The sequence below is a fragment of the Brevundimonas sp. 374 genome, assembly GCF_900102995.1.
Taxonomy (GTDB): Bacteria; Pseudomonadota; Alphaproteobacteria; order Caulobacterales; family Caulobacteraceae; genus Brevundimonas; species Brevundimonas vesicularis_C.
This window is the reverse complement of the sequence record NZ_FNKT01000001.1, coordinates 1,266,239-1,283,866: the sequence shown is the minus strand read 5'-3', so window position 1 is coordinate 1,283,866 and position 17,628 is coordinate 1,266,239. Positions and strand designations below refer to the sequence as shown.

Annotated in this window: 15 protein-coding genes and 2 pseudogenes; 10 read left to right on the top strand and 7 right to left on the bottom strand. The window is 66.7% G+C overall.

Annotation, left to right across the window (positions count from 1 at the left end):
* Positions 1-97: 97 nt before the first annotated feature.
* A pseudogene (locus BLR19_RS06335) lies at positions 98-780 on the top strand (phage major capsid protein); the annotation flags it as partial.
* Here the strand turns inward: BLR19_RS06335 and BLR19_RS06330 are convergent.
* Together BLR19_RS06330 and BLR19_RS06325 are read right to left on the bottom strand one after the other, a co-directional pair.
* Positions 774-1,475 carry a DUF805 domain-containing protein gene (locus BLR19_RS06330; RefSeq protein WP_218119326.1) on the bottom strand — a complete coding sequence of 234 codons (702 nt, stop codon included), beginning with the start codon at positions 1,473-1,475 and terminating at the stop codon, positions 774-776. The pseudogene BLR19_RS06335 and the gene BLR19_RS06330 overlap by 7 nt on opposite strands.
* 78 nt (positions 1,476-1,553) lie before the next feature.
* Positions 1,554-2,201 (bottom strand): DUF805 domain-containing protein, encoded by a 648-nt coding sequence (locus tag BLR19_RS06325; protein ID WP_176758277.1) that lies wholly within the window; start codon positions 2,199-2,201, stop codon positions 1,554-1,556.
* Between the two features lie 84 nt (positions 2,202-2,285).
* On the opposite strand from BLR19_RS06325, the pseudogene BLR19_RS14795 reads away from it, so the two are divergent.
* From BLR19_RS14795 to BLR19_RS06300, 5 genes and pseudogenes are all read left to right on the top strand, one after another.
* A pseudogene (locus BLR19_RS14795) lies at positions 2,286-2,723 on the top strand (TIGR02217 family protein); the annotation flags it as partial.
* 699 nt (positions 2,724-3,422) lie between these two features.
* The gene (locus BLR19_RS06315; RefSeq protein WP_091748440.1) at positions 3,423-4,349 is read left to right on the top strand and encodes a DnaJ C-terminal domain-containing protein; all 927 of its coding nucleotides are present in this window, start codon (positions 3,423-3,425) and stop codon (positions 4,347-4,349) included.
* Positions 4,350-4,395: 46 nt separating this feature from the next.
* A complete protein-coding gene (locus tag BLR19_RS06310; RefSeq protein ID WP_091748437.1) occupies positions 4,396-5,556 on the top strand; it encodes a phosphoserine transaminase in 1,161 nt (386 codons plus the stop codon).
* Between the two features lie 75 nt (positions 5,557-5,631).
* Positions 5,632-6,927 carry an adenylosuccinate synthase gene (locus BLR19_RS06305; protein WP_091748434.1) on the top strand — a complete coding sequence of 432 codons (1,296 nt, stop codon included), beginning with the start codon at positions 5,632-5,634 and terminating at the stop codon, positions 6,925-6,927.
* Positions 6,928-7,034: 107 nt separating this feature from the next.
* Complete coding sequence (locus BLR19_RS06300) at positions 7,035-7,847, top strand: response regulator (protein WP_091748431.1); 813 nt, start codon at positions 7,035-7,037, stop codon at positions 7,845-7,847.
* A 47-nt stretch (positions 7,848-7,894) separates the two neighbouring features.
* Here the strand turns inward: BLR19_RS06300 and rpoH are convergent, their stop codons facing one another.
* Both rpoH and BLR19_RS06290 read right to left on the bottom strand, forming a co-directional pair.
* Positions 7,895-8,782, bottom strand: coding sequence for an RNA polymerase sigma factor RpoH (rpoH, locus tag BLR19_RS06295; protein WP_026108409.1), 888 nt, complete (start codon positions 8,780-8,782; stop codon positions 7,895-7,897).
* Between the two features lie 230 nt (positions 8,783-9,012).
* On the bottom strand, positions 9,013-10,032 hold the full coding sequence (locus tag BLR19_RS06290; protein WP_091748428.1) for an RluA family pseudouridine synthase: 1,020 nt from the start codon (positions 10,030-10,032) through the stop codon (positions 9,013-9,015).
* Between the two features lie 83 nt (positions 10,033-10,115).
* On the opposite strand from BLR19_RS06290, the gene BLR19_RS06285 reads away from it, so the two are divergent.
* Positions 10,116-10,751, top strand: a complete 636-nt coding sequence (locus tag BLR19_RS06285) for a DUF2799 domain-containing protein (protein ID WP_091748424.1) — start codon at positions 10,116-10,118, stop codon at positions 10,749-10,751.
* A 9-nt stretch (positions 10,752-10,760) separates the two neighbouring features.
* Here BLR19_RS06285 and fba read toward each other — a convergent pair whose 3' ends face one another.
* The 3 genes from fba to gap form a co-directional block, all read right to left on the bottom strand.
* Positions 10,761-11,846, bottom strand: coding sequence for a class II fructose-bisphosphate aldolase (gene fba, locus BLR19_RS06280; RefSeq protein WP_055803694.1), 1,086 nt, complete (start codon positions 11,844-11,846; stop codon positions 10,761-10,763).
* A gap of 144 nt (positions 11,847-11,990) precedes the next feature.
* Complete coding sequence (gene pgk / locus BLR19_RS06275) at positions 11,991-13,199, bottom strand: phosphoglycerate kinase (protein WP_091749158.1); 1,209 nt, start codon at positions 13,197-13,199, stop codon at positions 11,991-11,993.
* Positions 13,200-13,352: 153 nt separating this feature from the next.
* On the bottom strand, positions 13,353-14,360 hold the full coding sequence (gene gap / locus BLR19_RS06270) for a type I glyceraldehyde-3-phosphate dehydrogenase (protein ID WP_091748421.1): 1,008 nt from the start codon (positions 14,358-14,360) through the stop codon (positions 13,353-13,355).
* A 259-nt stretch (positions 14,361-14,619) separates the two neighbouring features.
* On the opposite strand from gap, the gene BLR19_RS14785 reads away from it, so the two are divergent.
* The 3 genes from BLR19_RS14785 (at position 14,620) to ilvC (ending at position 17,620) form a co-directional block, all read left to right on the top strand.
* Entirely contained in the window at positions 14,620-14,772 is a 153-nt protein-coding gene (locus tag BLR19_RS14785) for a hypothetical protein (RefSeq protein ID WP_156494693.1), read from the top strand.
* A 91-nt stretch (positions 14,773-14,863) separates the two neighbouring features.
* A complete protein-coding gene (locus BLR19_RS06260) occupies positions 14,864-16,603 on the top strand; it encodes a dihydroxy-acid dehydratase (RefSeq protein ID WP_091748418.1) in 1,740 nt (579 codons plus the stop codon).
* A gap of 3 nt (positions 16,604-16,606) precedes the next feature.
* Complete coding sequence (gene ilvC, locus BLR19_RS06255; protein WP_091748415.1) at positions 16,607-17,620, top strand: ketol-acid reductoisomerase; 1,014 nt, start codon at positions 16,607-16,609, stop codon at positions 17,618-17,620.
* The last annotated feature ends 8 nt before the right edge of the window (positions 17,621-17,628 follow it).

Here is a 17,628-nt window from a genome sequence, read left to right as displayed (position 1 = left end):
ATTTGTCCATAAGTCCCGCGGTCATTGAGCGCCGCTGAAAGAATTCGGGCGTCGCCCGACCCTAACCGCAACAGGCGGTTCTTCAACCGGAGATATCATGAAAGAGACCAAACAGGCTTCGGGCCAGCCCGAGGCGCGCGATGTCGTGCGCGAGATGATGGCGGCGTTCGAGGCGTTCAAAGGGGCGAACGACGCCCGGTTGGGCGAGGTCGAGAAGAAGGCGGCGGCCGATGTGCTGCTGGAGGAGAAGGTGGCGCGCATCGACCAGGCGGTCGCCTCGGCCCAGGCGCGGCTGGATCGGGTGATGAGCCAGAGCCGTCGTCCGGTGATTGGAGGCGAGCCGGTGGAGTCCGCATCTGCGCCCGAGGCGAAAGCGGCGTGGGACGGCTATCTGAAGACGGGCCAGTCCGGCGCGCTGGAGGTCAAGGCGGGCCTGTCGGGCGGCGCGACCTCGGGCGGCTATGTCGTGCCGTATTAGACCGAGCGGGCCATCGAGCGGCGTCTGATGGCGGCCAGTCCGATGCGCGAGATCGCGACGGTCAGGGCCGTGGCGAGCGGCGTGTTCAGAAAGCCGGTGTCGACGGCGGGCGTGGCCTGCGGCTGGGTGGCGGAGACGGCCGCGCGGCCCGAGACGGACCCGGCGACCCTGGCCCTGCTGGACGACGCCATGGTCGATCTGGACGAATTGCTGGAAGCCGAGGTCGCCTTCGCGGCGCAGGAGATTTAGCCTTCGTCAACGTCGACGGGTTGAACAACCCCAAGGGTCTGCTCTCCTATTCGCCCTTCGGGTTCGGGCCGAAGCGGTTTTCGCCCTTCTGGCTGTCGGCGATGCCGATCCACAGCAGGAAGGCCAGGCCCAAAAGGCCAGCGATCGCGAACAGGCCGAAGGCGGGTCCCATCAGGGCGAAGACGGCGGCCGGGTTGCCCTCGTAGTAGTCCTCCGAATAGCCGTTGGCGACGTGGGCGGCGATGATCATGGCGAAGCCGGCGAAGAAGGCCACGACCGAGCCGACCCAGGGAATGGCGATCAGCCAGCCGGTCTTGCCCATGTCGTGCAGGCGCTTCACCGAAATGGCCAGGTTGGGCCAGATCAGCACGATGCCGAGCAGATTGATGATCGGGATCCAACTGATGACGACGTTGACGCCTAGGAGGATCAGCCAGCCGATCCAGAAATGGCTGCGGCGGATGCGGCCCTCGAAGGACAGGAACAGCTTCTGCCAATCAAAGCCGGCGACGGCGGTCGAGGTCGAGCTGGCGTAGCCGCCGGCGACGCCGGTGGTGGTCGCGGCACCGGCCAGGATCAGGATCTGGGTGGCGGCGGCGCCTTCGGGCACGAAGTCGACGCGGACGCCGGCGGCGGGCACGGCCGGCGATTGCAGCGCGGCCGAGGTGAAGTCGTAACAGGCGCCGTCGTCGCCGCTGATCAGACCGACGCCGGTCGTGGCGTCGTAGCTGAGAATTTCACCGCGCACTGAGGTCTCCATGACTGGCGCCACGTCCGGCGCGGCGGCAACATCGCCGACCCGTGCAATCCCAGCAACCCGAAAAGGTCAAGCTGGCCGATCCTGACGCGTTTGTAATGCGGGCAACCCCTTGGGCGGCGCGCCGTGGACGTTCGCGTCGGGTTGCGAGGGCAGGAGGCTGACGATGAAGGTGAACAGGCCGCCGACATAGGGGACGAGGCTGATCAGGATCAGCCAGCCGCTGAGCCCGACATCGTGGAAGCGGCGGATGGTGACGCAGACGTAGGGAACAATCAGCGCGAAATAGACCAGGGCGACGATGCAGATCCAGGCGATGCCCCACCTCTCCATATCGTAGCCGGCCTCGGCATCGAGGACGGCAAGGCCGATGATCGGCATGAAGGCGAGCATCAGGATCAGGAAGTGGAACAGGGCGAAGGACCAGTATTCCTTTCGCCGCGCCCGGCCGTGGCCCTCGATATAGAGGTCGGTGATGCAGCGGACGAAATAGCCCCACAGGCCCAAGTCCGGTTCGGGAGCGTATATGGCCGGCCCCAGAGGGCCGTCGCGCAGGACTATCAGGCTGAGCGCCTGGTCGTCCTGAACCACGAAATCGACGCGGCGGCCGGGTTCGAGACCGGCGGCGGCCGAGGAGAACGCGTAGCGCTGCAGGTCGTCGCCGCTGATCAACCCCTCGCCGGTCGTCGGATCGTAGCTGAGAATTTCGCCGCGCAAGGCCGTGTCCCGCAAAGACGCGGCGTCGGCGCCGCCGCCAAGGTGTGGACCGGGCGGGCGGCATTGCACAACAGGAGAGTGTTCATGGACGCCTTTCACGAGGTGCGCCTGCCCGCGCGGCTGGCGTTCGGTTCGACCGGCGGGGTGGAGCGTCGGACGGAGATCACGACGCTGGCGTCAGGGTTCGAGCGGCGCTGCACGCCCTGGGCGCTGGGGCGCAGGCGGTATCTGATCGGGGCGAATCTGAGGTCGCTGGACGACATGGCCGAGCTTGTCGCCTTCTTCGAGGCGCGGCGGGGGCGGCTGTACGGATTCCGGTTCAAGGACTTCGGCGATTTCAAATCGTGCGCGCCGGGCGGGGTGGTCTCGGCCGAGGATCAGCGGCTGGGCGTGGGCGACGGGGTTCGGACCGCGTTCGATCTGGTGAAGCGCTACGGCGATGTGGAGCGGTCGATCGTCAAGCCGGTCGAGGCGGCGGTGCTGGGCGGCGGCAATGCGCTGGCGGTCGAGACGGCCGTGGGGTGGGAGATCGTGCAGTATCGGTCGGCGGAGTTGGTCGGGCCGGGGACGTGGCGGCTGGCGGGTCTGTTGCGCGGGCAGCAGGGGACCGAGGTCGATATGCGGGCGGGCGCGGTGGCGGGGTCCGTCGTGGTGTTTCTGGACGACCGGCTGGCGCGCACGGAGATGGGGCGGGGCGAGCGAGGACTGCCGCTGGTCTGTCGCGCGGGACCGGCTGGCGCGGCGCCGGGCGGCGCGGGGTTCAGCGAAGCTCTGTTCGTGGCGAGGGGCGTGCATGATCGGCCGTGGTCGCCGTCTGGTCTGACGGTCGAGACGTCGGCCGAGGGTCTGACGATCCGATGGACACCGCGTGTGCGGCTGTTCGGCGACAGCTGGGACGGGGAAGCGACAGCGGTTGATCCGATGCGGTTCCGGCTGCGCGTCTTTGATCATGACGTCGTGGTTCGGACGATGGCGGTGGAGGGGCTGTCGGCGTTCTATTCTGCGGCCGACTTGGCGACGGACTACCCAGAAGGCGCGACATCGACGGCGCGGATCGCCGTCGCGCAGTGGGGCGAATGGTTCGGGTGGGGCCCAGAAGCGGAGCTGGAGGCGGAAATCGGGCGGCTCTGACGAAATAGGGCGGGTCCAGCCCTTTGCGCGGGGCGGGGCATGGCTTAACTGACGGCCTCTCGACCTTTTTCAGCTGGAGCGACAACGGACGTGGCAGGCGACCCCTACAAGGAACTGGGCGTTTCGAAGGGCGCGAGCGCGGACGAGGTCAAGAAGGCGTATCGCAAGCTCGCCAAGGAACTGCATCCCGACAAGAACCCCGGCGACAAGATCACCGAGGATAAGTTCAAGCGGGTGACGGCAGCCTTCGACATCCTGGGCGATAAGGAAAAGCGCGCCAAATACGACGCGGGCCAGATCGACGGCGACGGCAACGAACAGTATCGCGGCTTCGGCGGGGGCGGTCGCGCCGGCGGCAGCCCGTTCGGCCAGGGCGGCAATCCGTTCGGACAAGGCGGCGGGCCGGGCGGCCGCGCCAACTTCGAAGGCGTTGATCTGGACGACCTGTTCGGCATGTTCGGCGGGGCCGGGCGTCAGCGCGGCGCGCGGGACTTCACCTCGCGCGGCCAGGACGTGAAGGCGACGCTGGACATAAGTCTGGAAGACGCCATCGCCGGGGCGACGCGGCGGATACAGTTTTCGGATGGACGCACCCTGGACGTGACCATTCCCAAGGGCGCGTCGGAAGGCCAGACGATCCGTCTGCGCGGCCAAGGATCGCCGGGGCGCGGGGCCGAGAACGGCGACGCCCTGATCGAACTGAGGATCGAACCGCACCCCATCTACAAGCGCGACGGGGCGGACCTGACCATGGATCTGCCGGTGTCGGTCCCCGATGCGGTGCTGGGCGCAAAGGTGCGGGTGCCGACGCCCGAGGGCGTGGTGCAGATGACGCTGCCGGCCGGATCGAACTCGGGCAAGGTTTTGAGACTGAAGGGGCGCGGCGCGTTTGCGCAAGGCAGGCGGGGCGATTTGCTGGCGCGGGTCATGGTGACGCTGCCCGATGCGCCGGACGCCGAATTGACCGCCTTCGCCGAGGATTGGCGGGCCAAGCGGCCCTATACGCCGGGGCGGTGAGCGCGCTCAGGCCGCGCTAAGCGCGGTAGCGCCAAAGGAAAAGAGCATGAGCACCAAGCCTGATGTGAAGCCGGCGCGGCCGTGGTTTTCGGCGGGGCCGACGGCGAAGCGGCTGGGCTATGCGCTGGGCGGATTGCCGTCCGATCTGCTGGGACGCGGTATTCGCGCGCCAGAGGTGGTCGAGCGGTTCGCGCATGGCCTGCGGCTGACGCGCGAAGTGCTGGAAGTGCCCGACAGCCATGTGATGCTCTATACGCCGGGGTCTGACACAGGTGCGGTCGAGGCGGCGCTGTGGGGCATGCTGGGCGCGCGGCCGGTGCAGGTCGTGGCGTTTGAGAACTTCGGCCTGACCTGGCTGGCGGACGTGAAGGATCATCTGGGGCTGGAGCCCGAGGCCCTGACGGCGCCGTGGGGCGAACTGCCGGATCTGAGCCAGGCGGACTGGTCCAGGGACGTGGTGTTCCCGTGGAACGGCACGACCTCGGGCGTGCGGGTGCCGGACGCCGACTGGATCGCCGACGATCGCGAGGGGCTGGCGATCTGCGACGCAACCTCCGCCGCCTTCGCCATGCCGCTGCCGTGGGCCAAGCTGGATGTCGTGACCTTCAGCTTCCAGAAGGCGCTGGGCGGCGAGGCGGGCATCGGGGTGATGGTGCTGTCGCCGCGCGCGGTCGAGCGGCTGGATATGTACCGACCGGATCGGGCGATTCCCAAGCTGTTGCGGCTGATCGACGGCAAGGGACGGTTCGATCGGGCGCTGGCGGACGGGGTGGCGATCAACACCTTCTCGATCCTGACAATCGAAGACTGGATCGACGCCCTGGGCTGGGCGAAGGACATCGGCGGATTGAGCGAACTGATCCGGCGGACCGACGCCAACTACGCCGCGTTGGCGCAATGGGTGGAACGGACCGACTGGATCGCCTTCCTGCCGGATCGGCCGGAAATCCGGTCGACGACCTCGGTCTGCCTGAAGTTCACCGATGCGCGGATCGCCGCGCTGGACGACAAGGCGCAGAAGGCCTTCGTCATGCGGTTCAAGGCCCTGCTGGAAGGCGAGGCGGCCGTGTTCGATATGGAGCCGCACCGCAACGCGCCGCCTGGCCTGAGGCTATGGTGCGGCTGCACAGTCGAGACGGCCGATGTGGTTGCAGCGACGCCGTGGCTGGAATGGGCGTTCGAGACAGCGGTCAGCGAAGTCGGATAAATCCGCCTGACGGGACGACATAATACGATTCCCTCGCTATAGGCTGCGCCCGCATTCCAGTGCGGAGAGACGGTTTTGGCGAACGTAGCGGTGGTCGGCGCCCAGTGGGGCGACGAGGGCAAGGGCAAGATCGTGGACTGGCTGTCCAACCGCGCCGACATGGTCGTGCGGTTCCAGGGCGGTCACAACGCCGGCCATACGCTGGTCGTGGACGGCAAGGTCTATAAGCTGGCGTTGCTGCCTTCGGGCGTCGTGCAGGGCAAGCCGTCGATCATCGGCAACGGCGTGGTCGTCGATCCCTGGCATCTGGTCGGCGAGATCGAGAAGATCGCCGCCCAAGGCGTGGCGATCAGTCCTGAAATCCTGACCATTGCGGACAACGCCTGTCTGATCTTGCCCATCCACCCGGCGCTGGACGTCGCGCGCGAGGCGGCGGCGAGCGCGCCGGGCGCCAAGATCGGCACGACCGGCCGCGGCATCGGCCCGGCCTATGAAGACAAGGTGGGGCGTCGCGCCATTCGGGTCTGCGATCTGGCCAATGAAGACGATCTGAAGGTCAAGATCGATCGGCTGCGCTCGCACCACGATCCGCTTCGCGCCGGTCTGGGGCTGGAGCCGATCGATCCCGATGCGCTGCTGGCGTCTCTGTTGGAGATCGCGCCGAAGATCCTGCCCTATGTGAAACCGGCCTGGCGCGTACTGGATCAGGCGCAGAAGGACGGCAAGCGCGTCCTGTTCGAAGGGGCGCAGGGCGCCTTCCTGGACGTGGATCACGGCACCTATCCCTATGTCACCAGCTCCAACACCGTCGCCGGTCAAGCGGCGGCGGGGTCGGGCATCGGACCGCGCGGCGTCGGTTATGTCTTGGGGATTGTGAAGGCCTATACGACGCGTGTCGGAGAAGGCCCCTTCGCCTGCGAACTGGATGATGAGGTCGGCGCGCATCTGGCGACCGTGGGGCGTGAGGTGGGCGTGAACACCGGCCGCGCGCGCCGCTGCGGCTGGTTCGACGCCGTGTTGGTGCGCCAGTCCGTTGCGATCAACGGCATCGACGGGATCGCGCTGACCAAGCTGGACGTGCTGGACGGGTTGAAGACGCTGAAGATCTGCGTCGGCTACAAGGTCGATGGCGAGGTGCTGGACTATCTGCCCTCAAGCCTGAAGGCCCAGGGCGCGGCCGAGCCGGTGTTCGAAGAGCTCGAGGGCTGGAGCGAAAGCACCGCTGGGGTCCGCAGCTTCAAGGACATCAACGCCAACGCCATCAAATATGTGCGTCGGATCGAGGAGTTGATCGGCGCCCCAGTGGCCCTGTTGTCGACCAGCCCAGAGCGCGACGACACCATTCTGATGCGCGATCCGTTCCAGGGCTGAGGTCTTGGAAGGGGGCGGCGTGAGGCGGCGGACTACGCAGAAAGACCTATTCAACAGGTCTTAACCCGTGGTCGGTAAGGATAACGGCTCCAACTTCGGAGTCTGATGTGTTCGCCGCAAACGCCAGAACCATAAGCCGCATGGAGCCTGCGCTTCGTCGGGTGGTCATCGTGGACGCCAATCTGTCGTCAGCGCGACTGCTGACGGACATCGTGAAGGGCATGGGTGCGCGCGAGGTCTATTCCGAGGGCGACGAGGAGCGGGCGCTAGAGTTGCTGCGCGACGTCGAGCCGGGCGTGATCTTCACAGAACGGTCCGGCGACAGGCTGAACGGCGAGACTCTGGCGCGGCGCATCCGACGCTCCAGCATGTCGTGCCGCATGTCGCCGATCATCATGGTGACGGGCGAGGCGACCGCCGCGGCGATCAAGGGCGCGCGCGACGCCGGCATCCACGAGTTCCTGAGAAAGCCGTTCACGACGGGTGACCTGTTCAAGCGGGTCGAGAATGTGACGTTGAAGCCGCGACCCTGGATCGAGGCCGTCGGCTACGTCGGGCCGGATCGTCGCCGGTTCAACTCGGGCGAATATTCGGGCGCGCGCAAGCGCCGCAGCGATGGTGCGGCTGGAGGCGGCCCTGCCGAAATCCGCGATCAGGCGTCGCGAATCCTGGTTTCGGCCATGTCGCAGTTCGAGCAGGATCCGTCGCAGGCGACGCGCGCCATTCGCCAACAGGCCGAGACGCTGAACGGTCTGGCCATCAAGACGGCGGACGCCCGACTGGCGATGGCTGTGGCGACTCTGCAGGCCTATGTGGCCAGCGGTCAGGTGACGAAGGCGGGACTGGCCCAGCCCGTCGGAACGGTGGTGGCGGCTGCGAGAGCGGCCGACGATACGGCCCCAGTGGCGCGCGCGTCGTGACCATCGACGGTTCGCCGCGCCGTTGAGGGCGCAGCGAACCGAGTTGCTCAGGCGTCGACCAAGTTCCGCTCTTCGGCGGCGGCGCGCATGGCCTTTTGCAGCTTCTCGAAGGCGCGGACCTCGATCTGACGCACGCGCTCGCGCGAGACGCCATACTGGCCGGCGAGTTCTTCCAGCGTGACCGGATCGTCCTTGAGGCGACGTTCCGTGAGGATGTGCTTCTCACGGTCGGTCAGCTCTTCCATGGCCTCTTGCAGGAGGCTCATGCGGATGCCCTTTTCCTCGTCGTCGGCGAGTTGGGTTTCCTGAGACACGGCCGTGTCGTCGGCCAGCCAGTCCTGCCACTCGCTTTCGCCGTCGGCGCGCAAAGGGGCGTTAAGCGAGGCGTCGCCGCCGAGACGGCGGTTCATGTTGGTGACCTCTTCCTCCGTCACGCCCAGTTTGGTGGCGATGGCGGCGAGGTGTTCAGGATGCAGATCGCCTTCCTCGAATGCCGAGATCTGGCTCTTGGCCTTGCGCAGGTTGAAGAACAACTTCTTCTGCGCCGCGGTGGTGCCCATCTTCACGAGCGACCAGCTGCGCAGGATGTATTCCTGGATCGAAGCGCGAATCCACCACATGGCGTAGGTCGCCAGGCGGAAGCCCTTATCGGCGTCGAATTTCTTGACGGCCTGCATCAGGCCGACGTTGCCCTCGGAAATGACTTCGCCGATCGGCAGGCCGTAGCCGCGATACCCCATGGCGATCTTGGCCACGAGACGAAGGTGCGAGGTGACGAGACGGTGGGCGGCTTCGGGGTCCTGGTGCTCAGACCAACGCTTGGCGAGCATGAACTCCTCATCCTTGGTCAGCATCGGAAATTTGCGGATTTCCGTCAGATAGCGCGACAGGCCTTGTTCAGGCGACATCACCGCGAGCGTACTATTGGCAGCCATATACAGGTCCCTCCGACCGTCTTGAACGAGCGGGCTCTTCGTCATCGGCCACGGTGTGTGCGCCGACGTCTCACCCCTCAACCGGTGAAGTAGCGATGGGTTGCCGCCATTTTTAGAGGCGGATCGTCACACGAAAGCGTGACCGTGGCCCTGGCGCCACTCGCGCCGATCGACGTCCTATATAGAACTTTGTCAGTTGCTATTCAAGACCTGCCTACACGGACGGCTGTTCAGAGTTCGGCGAGCCGTGTTTCGAGACGCTGCATGTCGTACGGCGGCGCGGTCTCGAAGCGAAGCGCCTCGCCCGTGACAGGGTGGACAAAGCCCAGGACGGCGGCGTGGAGGGCCTGACGCTCGAGGGCCGCTTCTGCGATGGCGGTGCGAACGGGAATGGCTGGACTGCCTGAGCCATAGGTCGCGTCGCCAAGGATGGGCGCGCCTTTGGACGACAGGTGGACGCGGATCTGATGGGTGCGGCCGGTGTGCAGGGTGCAGGCGACACGCGCAGCCATGGGTGCGCCGCCAGCTTTCGCGGGCTGCCTGAAGGTCGCTTGGACGACATAGTCGGTGATGGCCTCGCGGCCGCCGGCCTTGAGGACCGCCATTTTCTTGCGGTCGCTGGTGGAGCGGCCGATGCGGGTGTGGATGCGGCCGGTCGCGGGCGACGGCGCGCCGCGTGTCAGGGCGATATAGGTGCGCTCGATATCGTGCGCAGCGAACAGGGCGGACAGGCCGGCGTGGGCGCGGTCGGTCTTGGCGGCGACCATGACGCCCGAGGTGTCCTTGTCCAGCCGGTGAACGATTCCGGGGCGGGCGACGCCGCCGATGCCCGACAGGCTGTCGCCGCAATGGGCCAGCAGCGCATTGACCAGGGTGCCGTTTGGTGTGCCGGGCGCAGGATGGGCGGCCATGCCCGCAGGCTTGTCGATGACGATAAGGTCGGCGTCCTCGTAGAGAACGATCAGGGGAATGGCCTGGGGCTGGGGCGTGGCCGGCGCGACGGGCGGCAGGGCGACGGCATAGAGGCCGGGCTGGGCCTTGGCGGAACCGCCGGTCAGGACCGCGCCATCGCGGCTGACGGCGCCCTCGGCCAGCAGGGCCTGGAGCCGGGCGCGCGACAGGGTAGGGAAGGCGCCGGCCAGGGCCTTGTCCAGGCGAACGCCGGCCGCGTCGATGCGGGCCTCCAGCACCTCGGCGGGGGCGCCGGTCGCGGGGTCTTCGTCTTCGTCGATCAGATCATGGGCGGACACGTCGTCTCCCTAGCACGACCGGCCGCTTGCGCGAGGGGCGCGGGTGAGGTGATAGTCAAGCTTGGGGGCGTAGGGGACATCCGATGAAGCGGTTGATGATCGCCGGGGGCGCGTTCGCCGCGGCGGCGCTGCTGAGCAGCTGCACGACCATGAGCAAGGACGAATGCCTCGCCGGCGCCTGGGGCGAGAAGGGCTATGCCGACGGGGCGTCGGGCTATCCGATGACGCGACTGGACGACCACGCCAAGGCCTGCGCCAAGTTTCAGATCGCACCCAACTCGGCCGCCTACGGCTCGGCGCGTGAGGATGGCTTGCGGACCTACTGCACCTTCCAGCGCGGCTGGGAGGAGGGGCGGGCGGGCAATGCCTATTATGGCGTTTGTCGGCCGGAGGAGGAGCAGGCGTTTCTGCCGGCCTATCGCGACGGCCGAATGCTGCATGAGGTCGAGGACGCCTACGAGACGGCGGAAAGCGCGCTGAACAGCGCCGAGGCCTGGATCGAGAACCGCGAAGACAAGCTGGAGGCCAAGGAGCGCGAACTGCGCGGCGACGGCCTGACGGACGAAGAGCGGGAGCGTATCCGTGACCGCATCCAAGAGGTCAGAGGCGAGATCCGCGATGCGCGTCGCAATGCCCGGGAGGCCCGCGACGCGCTGGATCAGGCGGAATGGGACGTTCGCCGGGTTCGGCGCGAACTGAGCGGCCGCTACCCGGTCTAGACGACGGTCCTAGGCGGCCTTGACGGACGCGCCGCGGAAGGACGGATCCAGGTCGCCCGAGGCGTAGCGCTTCGCCATCTGGGCGGTGGAAAGCGGGCGGATCTTGGAGGCCTGGCCCTCGCAGCCGAACTGCTGGTAGCGCTCCATGCAGAGCTTCTTCATCGCTTCCTTGGCCGGCTTCAGATAGTAGCGCGGGTCGAACTCGCCCGGCTTCTCCATCAGGGCCTTACGGATGGCGCCGGTGATGGCCATGCGGTTGTCGGTGTCGATGTTGACCTTGCGCACGCCGTGCTTGATGCCGCGCTGGATTTCCTCGACCGGAACGCCCCAGGTCTGTGGCATTTCGCCGCCGTACTGGTTGATGATGTCCTGCAGATCCTGCGGCACCGACGACGAGCCGTGCATCACCAAGTGGGTGTTGGGCAGGCGGCGGTGGATTTCCTCGATCACATTCATGGCCAGAACCTCGCCGTCCGGCTGACGCGTGAACTTGTAGGCGCCGTGGCTGGTGCCCATGGCGATGGCGAGGGCGTCGACCTTCGTGGCGGCGACGAAATCGACGGCCTGATCCGGGTCGGTCAGCAGTTGCGAGTGGTCCAGCTTGCCTTCGAAGCCGTGGCCGTCCTCGGCCTCGCCCATGCCGGTTTCCAGCGAGCCCAGCACGCCCAGTTCGCCCTCGACCGAAACTCCGCAGGCGTGGGCCATTTCGGTGACGCGACGGGTGACGTCGACGTTGTATTCATAGCTGGCGGGGGTCTTGGCGTCCTCTTCCAGCGAGCCGTCCATCATCACGCTGGTGAAACCGTACTGGATGGCGGTGGCGCAGGTCGCCGGGCCGTTGCCGTGGTCCTGGTGCATACAGACCGGAATGTGCGGATAGAGCTCGGCCAGGGCGTCGATCAGCTTGGCCAGAACGATGTCGTTGGCGTAGTTCCGGGCGCCCCGGCTCGCTTGAATGATCACGGGAGCATTGACCTCATGGGCCGCCTCCATGATCGCCAGACCCTGTTCCATATTGTTGATGTTGTAGGCGGGCAGGCCGTAATCGTTCTCTGCCGCGTGGTCGAGCAGCTGTCGCAGCGTGATGCGCGCCATGGGGTAGTCTCCTGAGCCGAAAAGTCTTTTTGGTTGGGCGAGAGATTAGACGCCGGACAGCGTGAAGTCACGCCGTGTTACAGCCGTTTCAACGCCGATTTCAAAGACAGGATGCCGGCGTGATCCGCCTGCATCGCTGAGCCTTCAGGCGCGCAGGGCCTCGACGCCGGGCAGGGGCTTGCCCTCCATCCATTCCAGGAAGGCGCCGCCGGCAGTGGACACGAAGGTCAGGTCCGCCGCGACGCCGGCATGACCGACGGCCGCGACCGTGTCGCCGCCGCCCGCCACCGCGATCAGGGCGCCGGCCTTGGTGCGCTCGGCGACGTGCTTGGCGGCCGCGACTGTGGCGGCGTCGAAGGGCGGCACCTCGAACACGCCCAACGGGCCGTTCCAGATCAGGGTCTTGGAGCCGTCGATCGCGGCGTTCAGGCGGGCGACGGTGTCGGGGCCGGCGTCCAGGATCTTGTCTTCAGTCGCGAGGGCTTCGCCTGTCTTGACGGTGCGGGCGTCGGCGCCGGGCTTGACCTCGGTCGCCACCACGACATCGACGGGCAGCAGGATGTCGCAGCCCTTGGCTTCGGCTTCCGCCAGGATTTCGCGCGCCGTGTCCGCCATATCCTTTTCGGCCAGCGAGCCGCCGATATCGACGCCTTGGGCATAAAGGAAGGTGTTGGCCATGCCGCCGCCGATGGCCAAGGTGTCCAGCTTTCCGACCAGGTTCTTCAGCAGGTCGAGCTTGGTCGAGACCTTGGAGCCGCCGACGATGCCGACGACCGGCTTCTGCGGATTGCCCAAGGCGGCGTCGAGCGCGTCTAGTTCGCGGCGCATGGATTCGCCGGCATAGGCCGGGATGTGGTGGGCGACGCCTTCGGTCGAGGCGTGGGCGCGGTGCGCGGCCGAGAAGGCGTCGTTGACGTAAAGATCGCCGAGATCCGCCAGCTTTTGGGCGAAGACCGGATCATTGGCCTCTTCCGCCGCATGGAAGCGCACGTTTTCCAGCAGGACCACGCCGCCGGCGTCCAGATCGCGAATCGCCTCGACGGCGTCGGGACCGATGCAGTCGTCGGCGAAGCGGACGGGGGCGCCGAGCAGTTCTTCCAACGGCTGGACGACCGGCCTCAGGCTCATCGACGGAACGCGCTGGCCCTTGGGGCGGTCGAAGTGGGCCAGCAGGGCGACCTTGCCGCCGGCATCGCGCAGGCGCTGGATCGTCGGAAGGGCGACCCGGAGCCGGGTGTCGTCGGTGACCTTGCCGCCCTCCATCGGGACGTTGAAGTCCACGCGGACCAGGGCCGTCTTTCCGGCGAGATCCCCGTAAACTTTTTGGGCGTCGTCGAGGGTGCGGAAGGTCATGACATTCTCCATCCGCTCATCCCCGCGAAAGCGGGGGCCCAGTCCTTTTGCGTGGCGCGAGGGCTGGGATCATGAGCGGCGCAAGTGGGTTGGGCCGGATCGCCCAAAGAACTGGGTCCCCGCTTTCGCGGGGATGAGCGGAATGAAGAAAGCTTACAGGAACTTCGCCATCTGCAGCGCGGTGTCGCTCATGCGCGTCGCGAAGCCCCATTCGTTGTCGTACCAGCTCAGAACCCGAGCCAGTTTGCCATCGACGACCTGGGTCTGGGGCAGGGCGGCGGTCGAGGAGGCGGCGATGTGGTTCAGGTCGTGCGAGACCAGCGGGTCGGTCGTGGTGAACAGGACGCCCTTCATCGGGCCGTCGGCGGCGGCCTGAAGCGCCGCATTGATCTCTTCCACCGTGACTTCGCGACCGGCGACGACCTTCAGATCCACAACCGAAACGTTCGGGGTCGGGACGCGGATCGACGAGCCGTCCAGCTTGCCCTTCAGCTCCGGCAGGACCAGACCCAGGGCCTTGGCGGCGCCGGTCGAGGTCGGGATCATGGACAGGGCCGCGGCGCGGGCGCGGTACAGGTCCTTGTGCATCGTATCCAGCGTCGGCTGGTCGCCGGTGTAGGAGTGGATGGTGGTCATATAGCCGCGCTCGATGCCGAACAGGTCGTTCAGCACCTTGGCGACGGGGGCCAGGGCGTTGGTGGTGCACGAGCCGTTGGACACGACGATGTCGTCGGCGGTCAGGGTCTCGTGGTTGACCTTGTAGACGATGGTCTTGTCGGCGTTGTCGGCGGGCGCCGAGACCAGGACGCGCTTGGCGCCGGCCCTCAGGTGGGCGCTGGCCTTGTCCTTGGAGGTGAAAATGCCGGTGCATTCGAAGGCGATGTCCACCTTCAGCTCGGCGTGGGGCAGATTGGCGGGGTCACGCTCGGCCGTAACCTTGATCTTGCCCGTGCCGACGTCAATCCAATCCTCGCCCGAGGTCACCGTGCCGGGGAAGCGGCCGTGGACCGAATCGTAGCGGAACAGGTGGGCGTTGGTCTCGACAGGACCCAGATCGTTGATCGCCACCACCTCGATGTCCGTGCGGCCATGCTCGATGATCGAGCGAAGGACGAGACGGCCAATGCGGCCGAAACCATTGATGGCGACGCGAACGGTCATGGGAAGCTCCTCTGAACGGTAGGGTGTTGTGCGCTACATATAGGTTGGCGTCTCAATGGAGCGGTCGCGGGCGGGTTTCAACCCCGCGCACGTAACATGATGTGATGGACGGTTACGCTTCGGAAAGCGCCTGTGTCGGCTTGAGGTAGGAAACACCCCTAGGCGAGGTTCTTTTCCGGCCGTTGCGCAAAATTATTGCGACAGGGGTTGTGCGACTCCAGCGGCTATGGTTTCTTGGCGTCAGAACAGGGAGCCACCCGTGGCCACGATGACGCGCGACATGACGAAGGGACGCACCGCCAAGGCGGTCGCCGCCGTTCGCGCGCCTGTCGGCCTGGAAAGCCCCGTATTCCTCATTACCCTCGTACTTCTCGGCCTGCTTACGCAAGCGGCGTGGATGCACGCGACCTGACCTTAGACACCATCAGGATCGCCTCGCACCACCCCGCCTCCGAAAGGAAGCGGGGTTTTTAGTGCGCGGCGGTTCGAAACGAACCGGACCAATGACGCAAAATTCTACCTCCCAGCCCAGAAAGCCCAACGCGCGCAGCGCGGCGGTGACGGCTGGTCCGAACCGGGCGGCCGCTCGCTCATACCTGCGCGCTGCCGGCATGCAGGACGCCGACTTCGACAAGCCGATGATCGGCATCGTCAACACCTGGTCGACGGTCACGCCGTGCAACATGCACCTGGACCGCCTGGCCAAGGACGTGCGCGCCGGCATCATCGCGGCGGGCGGCTATCCGGTCGATTTCAACACCATCGTCGTCACCGACGGCATTTCGATGGGCACGGCGGGCATGAAGGCCTCGCTGATCAGCCGCGAGGTCGTCGCCGACTCCATCGAACTGGCCATCGAAGGCCATCAGCTGGACGGCGTGGTCTGCATCGTCGGTTGCGATAAGACGATCCCGGCGGCGGCCATGGCCCTGGCCCGGATGGATATCCCCGGCCTGGTCTATTACGGCGGCACCATCATGCCGGGCGTGATCGGGACCAAGGAGGTCTCGGTCCAGGAGGTGTTCGAGGCGATCGGCGCCCATTCGGCCGGCGCCCTGGACGATGCGGGCCTGAAGGCGGTCGAACAGGCCGTCTGCCCCGGCGCCGGGGCCTGCGGCGGTCAGTTCACGGCCAACACCATGGCGATGGCCCTGTCGGTCATGGGCATCTCGCCCATGGGCGCCAACGACGTTCCCGCCGTCGATCCGAACAAGGCCGCCGAGGGCGAACGCTGCGGCCGCCTGATCGTCGAGCGCGTCTTCTCCGGCGACACTGCCCACAAATACATCACCCGCGCCAGCCTGAAGAACGCTGCCGTCGCGGTCTCGGCCTCGGGCGGGTCGACCAATGCGGTCATGCACCTGACGGCCATCGCGGCGGAAGCCGGCGTCGAGTTCGGCGTCGAGGACTGCCATCAGGCCTGCGTCGAGGCGCCGGTCATCTGCGATCTGAAGCCGGGCGGCCGCTTCCTGGCCTCGCACCTGTTCGCGGCCGGCGGCACGCGTCTGGTCACCCAGCGGATGGCCGAGGCGGGCAAGATCGTGAACACCCCCACCGTCACCGGCCGCAGCCTGTTCGCCGAGGCGGCCGAGGCCGAGGAGACGCCGGGTCAGGTGGTCGTAACCACCTTCGACGCCCCTGTGATGGATCGCGGCAGCTTCGCCGTCATCTATGGCGACGTCGCCCCCGAAGGCGCGGTCATCAAGCTGACGGGTCACAAGGTCGATACGTTCGAAGGTCCGGCCTGCGTCTTCGACTCAGAGGAAGACGCCTTCCACGCCGTTCAGGACGGATCGGTCGGCGAGGGCGACGTGATCATCATCCGCTACGAAGGGCCCAAGGGCGGTCCGGGCATGCGCGAAATGCTGCAGGTCACCGCCGCTCTGAAGGGGCGCAAGATCGACAACGTCGCCCTGCTGACCGACGGCCGTTTCTCGGGCGCCAGCTACGGCTTCGTCGCCGGGCACGTCTCGCCGGAAGCCGCCGTGGGCGGCCCGATCGCCCTCATTCGCGATGGTGATCGCATCAACATCGACGTCACCAACCGCCGCATCGACGTCAATGTCGATCTGGCGACGCGCCGGGCGGGCTTTACGCCCCACGTAGTCCGCCCGGCGCGAGGTGTCTTCGCCAAATACCGCGCCTCGGTCGCCTCGGCCGCCCAGGGCGCCGTCACCATTCCCAATCCGCCGCCGGCCCAAATCCCGGCAAGCCACAAAACCAACGCTGCTCAGGACGCCTGACCCATGGCTATCACCATCTACACCAACGAAGACATCAAGCCGGGCGCCATCGCCGGCCAGCGCATCGCCATCATCGGCTACGGCTCGCAGGGTCGCGCCCATGCACAGAACCTGAAGGACAGCGGCCATGACGTGGTCGCCGGCGTCCGTCACGGCGGCACGGGCTGGAAACACGCCACCGCCGACGGCGTGCCGACCGCCGAGCCGGCCGAGGCCGTCAAGGGCGCCGACATCATCGCCATCCTGACCCCCGACATGGTTCAGGGCGACGTCTATCGCGACATCATTGAGCCGAACGCCAAGGAGGGCTCGGCCCTGCTGTTCGCCCACGGCTTTTCGATCATCTACGAGCGCATCACGCCGCGCGAGGATATGGACGTGATCCTGGTCGCGCCGAAGGGACCGGGCGATCTGGTCCGTCGCGAGTTTCAGCGCGGTCGCGGCGTGCCTAGCCTGTTCGCCATCGAGAAGGACGTGACCGGCAAGGCGCGCGATCGGGCCATGGGCTACGCCAAGGGCAATGGCGGCGCGACCGGCGGCCTGCTGGAAACCACCTTCCGCGAAGAGACCGAGACCGATCTGTTCGGCGAACAGGCCGTCCTGTGCGGCGGCGCCAAGGAGCTGGTCATCCAGGGCTTCAACACTCTGGTCGAGGCCGGCTACCAGCCCGAGATCGCCTATTTCGAATGCCTGCACGAGCTGAAGCTGATCGTGGACCTGTTCTACGAAGGCGGCATCTCCAAGATGCACCACTTCATCTCGGAAACCGCCAAGTACGGCGCGGTCGCCAGCGGCCCGCGCGTCGTGACCGAAGAGACCAAGGCCCGCATGAAGACCATTCTGGACGAGATCCAGGACGGCACCTTCGCGCGCAACTGGATCGCCGAGAACGAGGCCGGCAAGCCGCAATACGAGGCTTGGCTGCAGGCGGACCGCGAGAGCCAGATCGAACAGGTCGGCGCTCGTCTGCGCGAACGCATGGCCTGGCTGAACACGCCCAAGGCTGAAGCGGCCTGATCGCCGCC